The organism is Bacillus alkalisoli (genome assembly GCF_002797415.1).
In the GTDB taxonomy this organism is placed as follows: Bacteria; Bacillota; Bacilli; order Bacillales; family Bacillaceae_I; genus Bacillus_CD; species Bacillus_CD alkalisoli.
This window is the reverse complement of record NZ_KZ454944.1, coordinates 3,573,337-3,587,351: the sequence shown is the minus strand read 5'-3', so window position 1 is coordinate 3,587,351 and position 14,015 is coordinate 3,573,337. Positions and strand designations below refer to the sequence as shown.

General features: G+C 38.5%; 13 protein-coding genes. 11 read left to right on the top strand and 2 right to left on the bottom strand.

The window, feature by feature from the left end; all coding sequences use genetic code 11:
* Positions 1–53: 53 nt before the first annotated feature.
* The 4 genes from CDZ89_RS17865 to CDZ89_RS17845 all read left to right on the top strand — a co-directional run bounded on the left by CDZ89_RS17865 (position 54) and on the right by CDZ89_RS17845 (position 4,163).
* Positions 54–440: an OsmC family protein gene (locus tag CDZ89_RS17865; RefSeq protein WP_100334154.1), complete on the top strand. Its 387-nt coding sequence runs from the start codon at positions 54–56 to the stop codon at positions 438–440.
* Positions 441–876: 436 nt separating this feature from the next.
* Complete coding sequence (locus tag CDZ89_RS17860; RefSeq protein WP_157842788.1) at positions 877–1,983, top strand: BsuPI-related putative proteinase inhibitor; 1,107 nt, start codon at positions 877–879, stop codon at positions 1,981–1,983.
* Between the two features lie 588 nt (positions 1,984–2,571).
* Positions 2,572–3,180 carry a YczE/YyaS/YitT family protein gene (locus tag CDZ89_RS17850; RefSeq protein ID WP_100334151.1) on the top strand — a complete coding sequence of 203 codons (609 nt, stop codon included), beginning with the start codon at positions 2,572–2,574 and terminating at the stop codon, positions 3,178–3,180.
* 179 nt (positions 3,181–3,359) lie between these two features.
* Complete coding sequence (locus CDZ89_RS17845; protein WP_096155728.1) at positions 3,360–4,163, top strand: YfkD famly protein; 804 nt, start codon at positions 3,360–3,362, stop codon at positions 4,161–4,163.
* Positions 4,164–4,394: 231 nt separating this feature from the next.
* Here CDZ89_RS17845 and yfkAB read toward each other — a convergent pair whose 3' ends face one another.
* Complete coding sequence (gene yfkAB / locus CDZ89_RS17840) at positions 4,395–5,522, bottom strand: radical SAM/CxCxxxxC motif protein YfkAB (protein ID WP_096155727.1); 1,128 nt, start codon at positions 5,520–5,522, stop codon at positions 4,395–4,397.
* A gap of 145 nt (positions 5,523–5,667) precedes the next feature.
* Here yfkAB and CDZ89_RS17835 point away from each other — a divergent pair, with 145 nt between their 5' ends.
* The 3 genes from CDZ89_RS17835 (at position 5,668) to pdaA (ending at position 8,709) form a co-directional block, all read left to right on the top strand.
* Positions 5,668–5,853 carry an SE1561 family protein gene (locus CDZ89_RS17835; protein ID WP_096155726.1) on the top strand — a complete coding sequence of 62 codons (186 nt, stop codon included), beginning with the start codon at positions 5,668–5,670 and terminating at the stop codon, positions 5,851–5,853.
* A gap of 330 nt (positions 5,854–6,183) precedes the next feature.
* Positions 6,184–7,725 carry a fumarate hydratase gene (locus CDZ89_RS17830; protein WP_100334150.1) on the top strand — a complete coding sequence of 514 codons (1,542 nt, stop codon included), beginning with the start codon at positions 6,184–6,186 and terminating at the stop codon, positions 7,723–7,725.
* A gap of 159 nt (positions 7,726–7,884) precedes the next feature.
* Positions 7,885–8,709 (top strand): delta-lactam-biosynthetic de-N-acetylase, encoded by an 825-nt coding sequence (pdaA, locus tag CDZ89_RS17825; RefSeq protein WP_406564935.1) that lies wholly within the window; start codon positions 7,885–7,887, stop codon positions 8,707–8,709.
* 292 nt (positions 8,710–9,001) lie between these two features.
* Here the strand turns inward: pdaA and CDZ89_RS17820 are convergent, their stop codons facing one another.
* Positions 9,002–9,868 carry a DUF4097 domain-containing protein gene (locus CDZ89_RS17820; RefSeq protein ID WP_157842787.1) on the bottom strand — a complete coding sequence of 289 codons (867 nt, stop codon included), beginning with the start codon at positions 9,866–9,868 and terminating at the stop codon, positions 9,002–9,004.
* Positions 9,869–10,037: 169 nt separating this feature from the next.
* On the opposite strand from CDZ89_RS17820, the gene CDZ89_RS17815 reads away from it, so the two are divergent.
* The 4 genes from CDZ89_RS17815 to CDZ89_RS17800 all read left to right on the top strand — a co-directional run bounded on the left by CDZ89_RS17815 (position 10,038) and on the right by CDZ89_RS17800 (position 14,014).
* Complete coding sequence (locus CDZ89_RS17815; protein WP_100334147.1) at positions 10,038–10,901, top strand: DNA-3-methyladenine glycosylase family protein; 864 nt, start codon at positions 10,038–10,040, stop codon at positions 10,899–10,901.
* Between the two features lie 14 nt (positions 10,902–10,915).
* Positions 10,916–12,343 carry a 23S rRNA (uracil(1939)-C(5))-methyltransferase RlmD gene (gene rlmD / locus CDZ89_RS17810; RefSeq protein WP_100334146.1) on the top strand — a complete coding sequence of 476 codons (1,428 nt, stop codon included), beginning with the start codon at positions 10,916–10,918 and terminating at the stop codon, positions 12,341–12,343.
* A gap of 119 nt (positions 12,344–12,462) precedes the next feature.
* Complete coding sequence (locus tag CDZ89_RS17805; RefSeq protein WP_100334145.1) at positions 12,463–12,990, top strand: sigma-70 family RNA polymerase sigma factor; 528 nt, start codon at positions 12,463–12,465, stop codon at positions 12,988–12,990.
* Positions 12,980–14,014: a DUF4179 domain-containing protein gene (locus tag CDZ89_RS17800; RefSeq protein WP_157842786.1), complete on the top strand. Its 1,035-nt coding sequence runs from the start codon at positions 12,980–12,982 to the stop codon at positions 14,012–14,014. The genes CDZ89_RS17805 and CDZ89_RS17800 overlap by 11 nt, the downstream gene beginning before the upstream one ends.
* The last annotated feature ends 1 nt before the right edge of the window (position 14,015 follow it).

The following is a 14,015-nucleotide window of genomic DNA, read 5'->3' as shown; positions in this document are numbered from 1 at the left end:
CACTGCCATTTGAGATTATAATAGAATTATAAAGATTTAGGAGGAATTGACGGATGCAATTCAAAATGAAAGAAGTAGGGTTTGTGACAAACGTAGAATATGGGGAATTACACGTTTCAGGTGATGAAAAATACGGATTCCGTCCGTATCAATTAATGGTTTCTTCCATCGCTGTATGTAGCGGAGGCGTTTTTCGCAAAATTTTAGAGAAGAAAAGATTTATTATTGAAGACATCACAATTGATGCAGACGTAACTCGAAATGAACAAGAGGCAAATCGCTTAGAGAAAATTCATCTTCATTACAAAATTAAAGGTACAGGTTTAGAAGGAAAAGAAAAACAAATCCATTCAGCCATGGAACTAGCGAACAAAAATTGCCCAATGGCCCAATCGGTAGTTGGTAGTATTGAAATTACTGAGACGTTTGAGTTGGTATAAGGTAAGTAAAATCCTCACTGATATAAAGTGGGGATTTTTTTATATGATTTAAGGTTTCACATTTAACTTTGGGTGGTGTAGGTGTAGCATAAATTTTTTGAAGTGTAGCATAAAAATATGGAGGTGTAGCAAAAGAGTTTGGAAGTGTAACAAAAAAATGAATGGTGACACAAAAAATGGTTGTGGTGTAGCAAAAAGCTTCGGAAGTGTAACATAAAAAAAGAAGGTGTAGCAAAAAAAATCAAAAGTGTCACATAAAAAGTGTAACGTATAAGAACTGAATTATATGGTGTAATAAAGTCTTCTACTAGTCCCACTACCGTCCCCTACCTAAATGAAAAAATCCAAAAAAAGATTGAAACTTTTATTTTTAACCTCCGTCAAACTTTATGGAATCAATAAAACATGAAAATAGATGAATAGGAAGTGCACGAGAATGATGAAAAAAATTCCTTTCTTTGTACTCAGCTCCATGATGGTCGCGAGTTTATTAACAGGTTGCGGTGTAACGGATACAAATACAGGGGCAACCCCAAAAGACCCTGAACAAAAAGAAACAGAAGTCATTGCAGGCGAAATAGTAAAAGATGCAACTATTACAAACGAAGGTAACGGGTTAGTAAAAGTAGTTTTCACTGTTGATAACCAAACGGCAGATGTGGTGAAAATCGATCTATCAAGCGGGTTATCAGTAGATTACATTCTATACGACAGTGCTGGAAACAAAATGTATCAACTTTCCGAAGAAACTCTCGCAACGTTAGCTCTTCAAACGATTGAACTCAAACAAGGCGAAAAATTCGAAGAAGAAATAGAAATCGGAGCCCTGCCAGCAGGTGACTACTCCATCGATGTATTTTTAAACAATGGGGAGAAAGCAAACGAAGTCAAAAAACAATTCACAGTTAGCAATGATTCAATGTATCAACGAATACAAGCTGAGTACGTGAAAAAAGATGGAAGTCTAATAGAAATAGCATTTGGAGAAGAGAAACTAACTTACCGATTAACAGATTTCGCTGCAGAACAATTAAACGAGTTAGCGCCTGGACCTGTAGATTTTATCTATCATGAGAGAGTCGACTTACAAACAATTGAAAGGTTCATTCCAGTAGAAGGCTTAACGTATGTGAAGACGGAAAAGTCCGTATTAGAGGTGAATGATCAACTCGTAAAAACATTAGAAAAAGTGAAAGAATCCAAAAGTTCAACTCCACTAGAAGGACTGGAGCCATTTGAAGTATTTGCTCTATACATGTACACACAAGCTGGTGAAGACTATGAAACTTTGTACTATTTCTATCCAGAAGGTGCTTTAAATATTTCAGTGGAACAGTTTGTTAAAGAAGGCAAAGATGTAACAAACACAGAAAACACGCAAGCATTTATGAAAAAGCTTAATGAAGTACGAGATTTCTCCGTTATTACAAAGGGAGAAGAAGGCAGAGTTATTTTTAAACAAGATGGAGACGTGAGCAACTTAACGTTCCAAATGGTTAAACAAAATGGCATTTGGCATGTTCATCCAATGCCACTTCAATAATAAAAATTTGTAAAAGACGTCTGTTCAAAAAGAACAGCGTCTTTTTTGTATACAACGAAGTGATTATCAAACAATAAAAAGGAGGGAAGTGTTGAGGGGAGCATTGAAACACAAAGTGGACAAATTGAAACAGAACAAAGCAAAATTAAAACACAAACCATCCAGATTGAAACACAGCCATGAATTAGATGATTGTATTTACACTTTTCCACATGAAATGCAGTAGTATTTTAGAGGAGTCTAAGGTATGCTCTCCATAGAAATAAAAACAACTCTGCTACAGTAAAAGCTAACAGAGTTGCAACTATGAACATAGAACACGTAAAGGCATTAAGGGTAAGTACTTCCAATAAAGGATAAAAAGCTCTAGTTGTTGGGTGAGTGTTTCCCCCTTTCTTATGTTGTGTTGCTTTAGGATCGCCTCCTTCATCCAAGGTATAATACACTATATAAACTGAATGTTTTAAATATTCCGTCTTAAATAAAGTTTTTCATATTTTTTTGATTTCGATTACAATGTAAAAACAAAGTATTATATAAGCAATCGTCACATTAAACTTTTGCTGTTTCTAGAGAGGGAGTATCTTTGTGTTAAAAAGATCATTGTTTTATTTAATTGGCTTATTTGTTTTATCGTTCGGAGTTAGTTTGACGATAAAATCTAATCTCGGAGCAGGTGCATGGGATGCGCTGAACGTAGGCCTGTCTAATACAATCGGATTAACAGTAGGTAGTTGGGTATTCATCGTTGGTATTATCCTTATAGTTATCAATACATTTTTGCGAAAAAGTAAGCCAGATTACTTAGCGGTCATTACAATATTTTTAGTTGGTGTTTTTATCGACTTTTGGTTGATTGTCGTCTACCCAGATTGGACACCAGAAGGAATTGTATGGAGATCCATTTTATTATTATCAGGAATGATCTTCCTTGCATTCGGTATCGCTACATATTTACAAGCGAAATTCCCACTTATTCCGATTGACAACTTTATGCTTGGAATTCAGGAAAGACTAAAAGTGAAATTAATGACAGCCAAAACGTTCGCGGAAATTTTCGCCTTAATTTTTGCCATTATCTTTAAAGGACCAATTGGAGTTGGTACATTCATTATCACTTTCGGAGTTGGACCAATCATCCAAATCTTTTTCCCTATACTCGAAAAACTTTATAACAATATCGGCCGTAAGAGTTAACGCTCTTGCGGTTTTTTTAGATAAATAGGGACGGGGTTTGGTTCACATTTTAATTTATGAATGGGACTCATAAAAATGTCCAAAAGGAAAAAGTTTTAAAAAGGTGGATAAATAATGATATTAAGAAAAAAATAAGGGAAATTGAAATTTTAGCTTAATTTTGAAAGGAGAAAACAGACATGCGTCTTTTTCAAGTACTCATCATTGCTACCATCATGTTAACATACTCCATTGGTGCACAGGCGGAAGGCGAGAAGAAAGAAACAAAAGGGAAGTTAGAGATTCCTAATTCTGTTCTGGATATTTCTAAAGACAATACATATCCAAATCCAACAGAAGATGTTCCATATTTACAACCGAGTGAATTAGCAGAAGAGCTGATTACTTCTTCTAATGTACCAATCGAGAATCCGCAATTAATTAAAATGTTAAATGAGTCGAACATTTCTCCATCTCCAGTTGCGATTGGTTATCGTGCAACAATCTACCTTGGTCAATGGCCACTTTCATACGAGTCAAATGAAACAAGTGTAAACTGGGAGTATCAAAAAATTAATACAAACTATGCAGACAATCGTGGCGGTAATGCCCCACACCAAATTAGTTATCGTCAAGAAGCGCAAAAGCAAGTGAAAGGCGGACTTACTTCCAAAGTAGATCGTTCCGACGAAGTAAAGCAAATGATGATGATTAAAGCGGCAGAAAAAACAAAGCTTCCATTGTCATTCAACACAATTATCGGTGCTGGTACGAAAAAAGACCAAGTATACAATGTGCCAGTGAAGAGGTTGGGGTACTTGTATGGGTATGCACCAGCTGTTAACGAAAAAGGAAAAGTAACATACGGTGAAGTGTTCCTTGTGTTAAAAGGAAGCAAGAAAAGCGTTGTAGTGAAAAACGTAACATCTCAAGGAATCGGCGCATGGATTCCGGTGCAAGATCATGTTTCATTCTTATATGTAGCGACGGAGAGACCGAGATAAAGGCTATGATTATTAGTAGAGCAAGACAAAAACAAATGATTTTTGTCTTGCTTTACTACGTTTATGTAGATGAAGTTTTTCTTGGTTAAGAATTAAATAGGTAGATGAACTTCATAAGGCTTATGAAGTTCAACTAGGCCAGAAAAAAAGATGGAGTTGCACTTCATCTTTATAAGAAAAAAAAGGAGAGCCAATTTAATCAAATTAAACGGCTCTCCAGTAATATACTGCTTAATCTTTAGCTAAATTCGCTTTTTTCTGTTGAAAATCCACCTCAGGATAATAGGCATTTTTCACCAAAATGTTCGGTCCTAAGCACTGAACAGCAGGACAATGACAGTTCAATGACTTCGCGATTTCCCCTTCCATCCACTTGTCATAAGCTTCAGGTAAAGTTGTTGTTTGAATGTTCCCAAGCGGTGGTGTGTCACCGAAGTCTGTTACGATAATATTTCCGTCAAAAATGTTCACATTCAAGCGGGAGCGTCCATCGGGATCATTTCGAACCGTCACATTTTTTGCTTTGTACAAACGATCTAACAATTTCAAATCATCTTCGTTATCGCTACAAGCATAAAACGGCAACGTTCCAAACAACATCCACACGTTTTCATCTCTCATATCGAGCAAACGATGTATCGCATCGCGCATCTCTCCTAACGAAAGAACCTCTAGACCACTGGCGAAATCGCTTGGGTACATAGGATGAATCTCGTGCCTTTGGCAATTCATTTCTTCCACGATTTGTTTGTGGATTTTTTCGATATATGGGAGCGTACGCTTATTTAACATCGTCTCTGCGGACACGATCACGCCTGCTTTCGTAAGCGCTTTTGAGTTTTCAATCATTTTCTCAAAATAATTTGCTCTTTGTGCAAAAGTTGGTTTGCGTTCCATCATCGCAAATCCACCTTCTACAAAATCGTCCAACGTGCCCCAGTTGTGTGAGATATGCAGTACGTCCAAGAAGGGGACAATCATCTCGTAACGATCTAAATCTATCGTTAAATTTGAATTTATTTGTGTGCGCACCCCGCGTTCATGGGCATACTTTAAAAGAGGCACCACATAGTTTTCAACAGATTTTTTGGATACCATCGGCTCCCCGCCGGTTATGGAGATGGAGCGTAAATGTGGGATTTCTTCTAGGCGACGAATGAGAAGCTCAAGCGGCAGTGCGTCCGGGTCTTTCGGTTGCAGCGTGTATCCGACCGCACAGTGTTCACACCGCATATTGCAAAGAGTCGTTGTTGTGAACTCAACGTTCGTTAGCGTCATTTTTCCATATTCTTTTACATCTAAGTAAGCTTCCCACGGGTCGAAGGAAGTTGTAATTGGTGGTAAGGAAATTGATTTCATGGCTTGATTAACTCCTCTACTAGCAAAACTATCCTTCATTGTATCATGTTTGGTTTGAAAATATGATGGTAATTTAATAGTAACTTGCAACTAGTTAGTGGATAAAGTACGATAGAAAGCGACATGTGAAAAAGGAGCGGTAATGATGGGCAAAGCAACTGATAACAAAGACTCTCAAGTAGATTATTTGAAGGATCGTTTTAATATGTTTTTAGAAGTGTTAGATTCTATGGATCCAGAATCAACAGACGTAGAGGACATCGACAGATTAATCCAAATGTTAGATGACTTGGAAGGTAAGTATAATCAGTTTAAGAAGGATTGGGAATAAGAATGTGATACAAGGAGGGCTCAACGTTATGTGCGTTGGGTTCTTTTTGTTTTGGAAGAGAATTGTATATTGAAACACAAGCTAGCTGAATTGAAACAGAACTGTGTAGGATTGAAACACAAGTTAAGGAAATTGAAACACAAACTAGACTATTCGAGTAAGATAAAAATACTAATGCACCCTTGAAAAATAAATCATGCTTTTCACCAACCCTGCAACCGATTACAAAATCCTTTAACAAAACCATATTTCCAAGTATAATAAAAACTGTGAAAATATATATACTCGATAAAAACTCGCTAATATAGGGGATAGGAGAGGGAGCTTTTTATGGAAAAATTATTTAACAGCATGTACGATCTTGTTGTAGAGACAAGCACAAAGTTACCTAAAGATGTGCGTCGTGCCATTGCAACGGCAAAACTTAGCGAAAGCGCGGGAACTCGTGCGGCAATGTCACTTGCGACGATTACAAATAACATCAAAATGGCAGACGATAACGTGTCGCCAATTTGCCAAGATACAGGATTACCAACATTCAAAATCAAAACACCTGTTGGCGTCAACCAATTAAAAATAAAAGAAGCTATTCTTAAAGCAATCGAACAAGCTACAAAAGACGGTAAACTACGTCCAAACTCTGTTGACTCCTTAACAGGTGCAAACAGCGGGGACAACCTAGGACCTGGCACACCTGTCATCAAGTTCGAGCAATGGGAAAAAGATTACATTGATGCGCGCCTTATCTTAAAAGGTGGCGGTTGTGAAAATAAAAACATACAATACAGTTTACCAACGGAACTAGAAGGTCTTGGTCGTGCTGGTCGTGACTTAGACGGTATTCGCAAATGCATCATGCATTCTGTATATCAAGCACAAGGACAAGGGTGTAGCGCTGGTTTCATCGGCGTTGGAATCGGTGGAGACCGCACATCTGGCTACGAGCTTGCGAAAGAGCAACTTTTCCGCAACAATGACGACGTAAATCCTGTAGAAGAACTACGTCAACTAGAAGAGTATGTAATGGAAAATGCAAATAAACTTGGTATCGGAACAATGGGCTTCGGTGGCGAAACAACATTACTTGGATGTAAAGTTGGCGTAATGAACCGTATTCCAGCAAGCTTCTTCGTATCTGTTGCATACAACTGTTGGGCGTACCGTCGCTTAGGCATGAAAATTAACCCTGAAACAGGCGAAGTAACGGAATGGTTATACCAAGAAGGCGACATGATCGACTTCAACCAAGAGCTTGCAGAAAAACAAGAAGAAGTAGCACAAGCTCAAAATAGAGAAGTGGTTCTTCAAGCACCAATTACTGAAGAGCAAATTCGCGAACTAAAAGTTGGGGACGTTGTCCACATTAACGGTCGCATGTACACTGGTCGTGACGCAATCCACAAACACTTAATGGACAACGACGCACCCGTTGATTTAAATGGTCAAATCATTTACCACTGTGGACCGGTAATGATGAAAGACGAAGATGGCACGTGGCACGTAAAAGCTGCTGGACCAACAACAAGTATTCGCGAGGAGCCTTACCAAGGTGACATCATGAAGAGATTTGGTGTGCGCGCAGTAATCGGAAAAGGTGGAATGGGTTTAAAAACTCTTGCAGCCCTAAACGAACACGGCGGAGTGTACTTAAACGCAATCGGTGGAGCAGCACAATACTACGCAGATTGTATTAAAGGTGTAGACGGTGTGGACTTAATGGAATTCGGTATTCCAGAAGCAATGTGGCACTTAAATGTAGAAGGCTTTACAGCAGTTGTTACAATGGACTCACACGGCAACAGCTTACACCAAGATGTAGAAAAATCATCTCTAGAAAAATTAGCACAATTTAAAGAGCCAGTATTCAAATAATAAAACCAAAAAGCGCTTAGCTACTCAACCAAAGTAGCCAAGCGCTTTTTTTCTTTGCAGCAAAATGGAAAACAATACACCGTATGTTCCGGAACTTCAAACGAAAACTAACGATACAAACATTTTGTAAAGGAGGACAAAGTTGTGAGAAATGGATTAATTATTACGTTATGCTTACTTCTTATCATACCAATCATACCAGCACTAACAACCGAAGCTGCCGGATATTCCAACACGTCTATCCACTGGGGTTTCAAAAAAAGTCGGAATCACGAACCAGCTGACGCTGGAGCTCAATACAACAATTTACTAAAAAAACATAACGCATTTTACTTAGGAGACACGTCCAAAAAAGAAATCTTCCTAACCTTTGATAACGGATACGAAAACGGCTATACACCACAAGTATTGGACATATTAAAAGAGAAAAAAGTGCCAGCCGCCTTTTTTGTCACGGGATATTATTTAAAAGACCAACCTGAACTAATCAGAAGAATGGCTAGGGAAGGCCACACCGTCGGCAACCACTCCTGGCACCACCCAGATTTAACAACCGTTAATGATGTACGCTTCAGAAAAGAACTAAAAATGGTCAAAGATGAATACGAAAAAATTACCGGGCTTAAGGAAATGCGCTACATCCGACCACCACGTGGCATATTCAGCGAACGAACAATGGCAATGGCAAATGAAGAAGGTTACCAACACGTATTTTGGTCACTCGCTTTCGTTGATTGGAAAACAGATCAACAAAAAGGATGGAAGTATGCTTACGACAACATCATGTCGCAAATCCATCCAGGTGCTATTATCTTGCTACACACAGTCTCCAAAGACAACGCCGATGCACTTGGCAAAGTAATTGATGATTTACGAAAAGAAGGTTACGAATTCAAAAGCTTAGATCATTTAACATCACCATCAGCCATACCAGACCCAATGCTTGATATCCTTGGCACAAAAATAAAACTGAAAACTCGTTGAATTATTAATTAGGTTCTATTAAACACCGCTGTTGAATGGAGCGCATGTCTCCGCTTTCTGCGGGCAGGCCGGGAGCCTCCTCAGCTTCGCCTGCGGGGTCTCCCGCTCCCCGCTTCTCCCGCAGGAGTCTACGACATGCGCTCCAATCAACATTAATCTTTAACACAGCCACTAATTAATAAAAGACTTAGTAAAATTCCTAAGCCTGTTGTAGAAGACTAGTTCGTTATCGAAGTTAAAAAATCCTCTTTTTACCAAATTCACATCCAAACGTTCCAATCAACACTAAATATTACCGTATCGTCATACTCCCACTCGTCACTTGCACATCAACAGAAAACGTACCATCACCATTTGTCCCGGCAACTTCCGTACGACTCTCTTTCTCAATCGTCATCGGGTGTCGCACAGAAACTTTCCCACTCGTCACTTTCCCATTCAATGTAAAATCTGCATCTTTAGGAAGCTCTAAATCCATCCGCCCGCTCGTCACCTTCACCGACACATCGCCAGTCAACTTCGCCATCTCCATCGTAAAATTACCAGAAGTCACTTTTGCCTCAAGTGGTCCAACATACTTTTTCACATTAACGTTCCCTGACTTTAAGTCAAATTTCCCACTACCAACAACGAGATAATCAGCTCGCACATTCCCAGCAGAAATATTTCCTTCAAAGCTTTCCGCCTCAATATTTTTCAACGTAATATTCCCAGCGCCAACTTTCAGCGTCAAACGATCAAGTTGAAACGGCTCTGCTGCAGACCTACCTTCAAAATTTATATTTCCTGCCCCAGAATTAAGCGCAATACTTTCACTATAATCTTCTGGAATATACACCCTAACCTTATTGTTCTTAAAACTAAACCAACGAAACGAACGCTCACGCTCATAATCCACCATAATTGTACTGCCTTTTTTCTTAACGGTAACACTACCTTTCCCTTCTAACTTGGCCTCAACCGAATCCCCTTTTTGCGGCACAATCGTCACACCAACACCAGAAGCGTCTACTTCGATTAAATCCACTCCACTTACCTTTGCGCTATCTGTTCCACTCCCTGTAGACCATGGGTTCCACGATAGTTTCGCAAAATTCCCTGACTCATACACAACAAAAAGCGCAAGCAGTATAAGCACAAATATAAACAACTTCCTCATGATCATCCCAACCTTCTACGTAACTGTATAAACCTATTGTAAGGCATAGAAACTTTTTCCAACATACACCTCCGAATTATTTTTAATTACGACTAGAGCCTTATAGACCATACGTTTGGCAAACACGTAAAAACTCGCTATAATTGGTTCAGATAAAGGGGGACGGAACATGTATACTTACAACCGCAAACTAACAGGACCATACAACTTTGACCAAGTATTAAACCGACTAGCAATGGATCCACTAAATGAAGTAAGTTTGGAAAACAAAGAGGTCAAAGTCCCTCTTTTAGAAAAAAACGCACCACTCCTCGTGAAGATTAAAGCGATAGGCACGTTCGCAGACCCAGAATTCGTCATCTCTAGTGAAGCCATCCTGCCCCAACACGTTCAAGATAAAATTGAGCGCACCTTCCATTGGGACAGAGCCCTTCACGAAATTCAAGCTCATTTTGCTAACACAAACCTAGCCCCCATTTTCAAACAGCATGAAGGTACCCCAATTGTGTTAGACTATGAACCATACAACTGTTTAATAAAATGCTTCATCCATCAACAACTAAACTTAAAATTCGCTCACACTTTAACAGAGCGTTTTGTCCATACATTCGGCTTTCAACACGAAGGAGTCTGGTTTTACCCTACACCAGAGAAAATTGCTGCCCTAGATTACGAGGATTTAACTTCAATGCAGTTCAGCCGTCGAAAAGCGGAATATATCATTGATACTTCTCGATTGATCGCAAGCGGGGAGCTACCTCTTGACGAGATTGTTCTAAAATCAGACGAAGAAATAATGAAAACGCTCATTAAAGTCCGTGGCATCGGCCCATGGACAGTTCAAAATTTACTATTGTTCGGTTTAGGAAGACCAAATCTTTTCCCGCTAGCAGATATCGGTATTCAAAATGCCTTGAAAAAACTGTTTGATTTACCAAACAAACCAACGCAAGAAGAAATGCTAGAGTGGACAAAAGACTGGGAACCATACTTAAGTTACGCTTCCCTTTACTTATGGAGAAGCATTGAATAGATTCGGAGGATTATATGAAAAACGAGAAAACTGCCAATCGTAAACCAAGGCCAAACCCAAACAACAACAAACAATCCAATGTAAAACTAGATAAGGGCCAAACATTTCCGCTTACTATTAAACGTCTCGGCATTAATGGAGAAGGTGTAGGCTATTTTAAAAAGTCCGTCGTCTTTGTAAAAGGAGCATTACCAGGTGAAGAAGTAGTTGCAGAAGCAACGAACATTCAGCGCAACTTCGCAGAGGCAAAAGTAAAGCGTATCCGTAAAAAGTCCGCGCATCGAGTGGAACCACCTTGTCCAGTGTACGAACAATGCGGAGGCTGCCAACTACAACACTTAGATTACAATGAGCAACTGAACATGAAACGCGATATCGTCATTCAATCGCTAGAACGCCACACAAAACTAAATATCTCTAAACTAGATATTAGACAAACGATCGGCATGGAAGATCCGTGGCATTACCGCAACAAGAGTCAATTCCAAGTTGGCTTACAAAAAGAGAAAGTCATCGCAGGTCTTTACGGAGAAGGTTCACATCGTTTAATCAACATTTCCGAATGTGCAGTCCAACACCAAGACACAACCGATGTAACGAACACGGTAAAACAAACTCTGCAAGATTTGAATGTTCCTATATATAATGAACGCACCGGCAAAGGCCTTGTGCGCACCATCATGACACGCGTTGGATTTCAAACTGGCGAAATTCAAGTCGTTCTCATTACAGCGAAAAAAGAATTGCCAAAAAAAGAACTTCTAGTAGAAGAAATTAATAAGCGCTTACCAAAAGTGAAAAGCATCATCCAAAACATAAATGGCCAAAAAACATCTCTTATTTTTGGTGAAGAGATTATTCATCTAAGTGGTGAACAGGTCATTCAAGAGACATTAGGCGATATTTCATTCGAACTAAGTGCCCGTGCATTCTTCCAGTTAAACCCTGTTCAAACAGTGAAATTATATGACGAAGTAAAAAAAGCAGCCGCATTAACAGGGCAAGAAAAAATTGTCGATGCTTATTGTGGAGTTGGAACAATCGGATTGTGGCTCGCGCCAAATGCAAAAGAAGTCCGCGGCATGGACGTTATTCCTGAATCCATCGAAGACGCAAACAAGAATGCCAAACGCCACGGCTACGACAACATGCTCTACGTAGCAGGCAAAGCCGAAAAATGGATGCCAAAATGGGTAAAAGAAGGTTGGAAACCAGACGTGGTAGTGGTCGATCCACCAAGAACAGGGTGTGATGAAAAGCTACTGCAAACTATTTTGCAGGTGAAGCCGAAGAAAGTCGTGTATGTTTCTTGTAATCCTTCAACGTTGGCGAAGGATATTCAGTTTTTGAGTAAAACATACAAAGTTGATTACATCCAACCAGTAGACATGTTCCCTCAAACGGCACACGTAGAAGCGGTTGTGAGATTATCAGTGAAATAACTTAACTGGGTCAGACGCCCTTGGTGTCTGGCCTTTACTTTTGTCATTTAATAAAGAAAAAATAACTTTTCTTGGAACGAAATGAGTCACCTTACTGTCTAATAGGGTGAGGGAGGATAATGATGCACAGTTTACTAGCTTTGTTTAAACAAAATGGACTTCATACATATGAAAAATTAGTCGTAAAAGAGCAAGAGAAATTGTATAAAATCGCCTACTCCTATGTGAAAAATGAACATGATTCCCTTGATATTGTCCAAGAATCTATATTAAAGGGGTATAAAAATTTTTACAGCTTAAAGGAGAAAAAATACTTTTCGACTTGGATTACTAGAATAACCATCCATACATCCATCGATTTTGTAAGAAGGCAAAATCGTGAAGTAACCGTAGAATTACAGGATTTTATGTATAAAGAGGAAAAAATGCAACAACAAATTACGAGTAGAATGGATCTCGAAAAAGTTTTTGATAGGTTAAATACGGAGCAAAAAACAATCATACTACTACGATTTTATAAAAATTATTCCATTAAAGAGATAGCAGATTTTCTAAATAAGCCAGAAGGATCCGTAAAATCTAAATTACATAGAACACTTGCACAAATGAGGTCAGAATTAGAAAAGGATGATTCTTATGAAGCATGATATAGAAAAAGATATAAAGAAAATGTTTGAGGATATACCGATTCCAAAGGAGAAGCTAAATGCTACCGTTCAAGAATCTTTAAGTACTATTACAATGAACAAAAAGTACAAAGAAAGAAAAAAACAGCGATGGATGGTTTCTATAGCCTCTATTTTCGTCATTGGATTGGTCAGTATTTTACTCCAAGTATTTATAAGTGAACAAAATCAAGCCGAAAAGGAAGAGCAGCCCAACAGTATTTTTCTCCAAACAGGAGATGCTGGTCTTGTGAAAATGGTGAAAGATGGGAAAGTAAAAAAGTTCAATCTAACAGCAACTCACGAACATGTGAAAGTTACACTAGAAGAGGCATTCTATGACAAAAACCGTTTAGCCGTAAGTTATAAAGTAGAGTCTAATTCTGAAATGAAAGAAGATATTCAATTTAGTTGGAGAATCGATGGAACGCTTATAAACCAAAATACTGTTCTAGAACATAAATGGAACATAGAGCCGAATAAAAGTTATTCTTCCATTATAGAAATAGATCCAAATCAAGTGAGTGGAAACAAAATCGAATTGGTTATGCACAGTTCGAAAGATTTAACGAGAACTTGGTCCTTTCAATTTGAGTTAGAACAAGATAGCGAGTATATATCTTTTACGCCCGTAAAGAAAATGGTCAATCAATTTTCTAATTTTGAATTAATAATGGCAAAGGTGTCGCCTTCTATCATAAAAGTTGAGGCTGAACTTGTAGTTGTAAATAAAGAAAAAATAGATATGAACAAGCTGGATTATTCACTTGCCGTAACTGGTATAGATCATGAGGGCGTAGAAGTAAAGACGGAATACATTCAATTAAGTGCGAGCTTAATAAGGTCTAAGAGAAACCTTATAGACGGGGAATATAAGTGGGTGGAAACCATTCATTTACAAGGGAAGTTTGAACCTATGGATTATGTTCAAGTATTGAAGATTGTTCCATACTTACATGAAAAACAAAATACTTTAGATGAGTTTTTAATAGAGGTAAATCGTTAAA

What these genes read in the sequence shown, in the direction of transcription:
- CDZ89_RS17865 (WP_100334154.1), top strand. Translation starts at nt 54, where the DNA reads ATGCAATTCAAAATGAAAGAAGTAGGGTTTGTGACAAACGTAGAATAT.
- CDZ89_RS17860 (WP_157842788.1), top strand. Translation starts at nt 877, where the DNA reads ATGATGAAAAAAATTCCTTTCTTTGTACTCAGCTCCATGATGGTCGCG.
- CDZ89_RS17845 (WP_096155728.1), top strand. Translation starts at nt 3,360, where the DNA reads ATGCGTCTTTTTCAAGTACTCATCATTGCTACCATCATGTTAACATAC.
- yfkAB (WP_096155727.1), bottom strand. Translation starts at nt 5,522, where the DNA reads ATGAAATCAATTTCCTTACCACCAATTACAACTTCCTTCGACCCGTGG.
- CDZ89_RS17835 (WP_096155726.1), top strand. Translation starts at nt 5,668, where the DNA reads ATGGGCAAAGCAACTGATAACAAAGACTCTCAAGTAGATTATTTGAAG.
- CDZ89_RS17830 (WP_100334150.1), top strand. Translation starts at nt 6,184, where the DNA reads ATGGAAAAATTATTTAACAGCATGTACGATCTTGTTGTAGAGACAAGC.
- CDZ89_RS17820 (WP_157842787.1), bottom strand. Translation starts at nt 9,868, where the DNA reads ATGAGGAAGTTGTTTATATTTGTGCTTATACTGCTTGCGCTTTTTGTT.
- CDZ89_RS17815 (WP_100334147.1), top strand. Translation starts at nt 10,038, where the DNA reads ATGTATACTTACAACCGCAAACTAACAGGACCATACAACTTTGACCAA.
- rlmD (WP_100334146.1), top strand. Translation starts at nt 10,916, where the DNA reads ATGAAAAACGAGAAAACTGCCAATCGTAAACCAAGGCCAAACCCAAAC.
- CDZ89_RS17805 (WP_100334145.1), top strand. Translation starts at nt 12,463, where the DNA reads ATGATGCACAGTTTACTAGCTTTGTTTAAACAAAATGGACTTCATACA.
- CDZ89_RS17800 (WP_157842786.1), top strand. Translation starts at nt 12,980, where the DNA reads ATGAAGCATGATATAGAAAAAGATATAAAGAAAATGTTTGAGGATATA.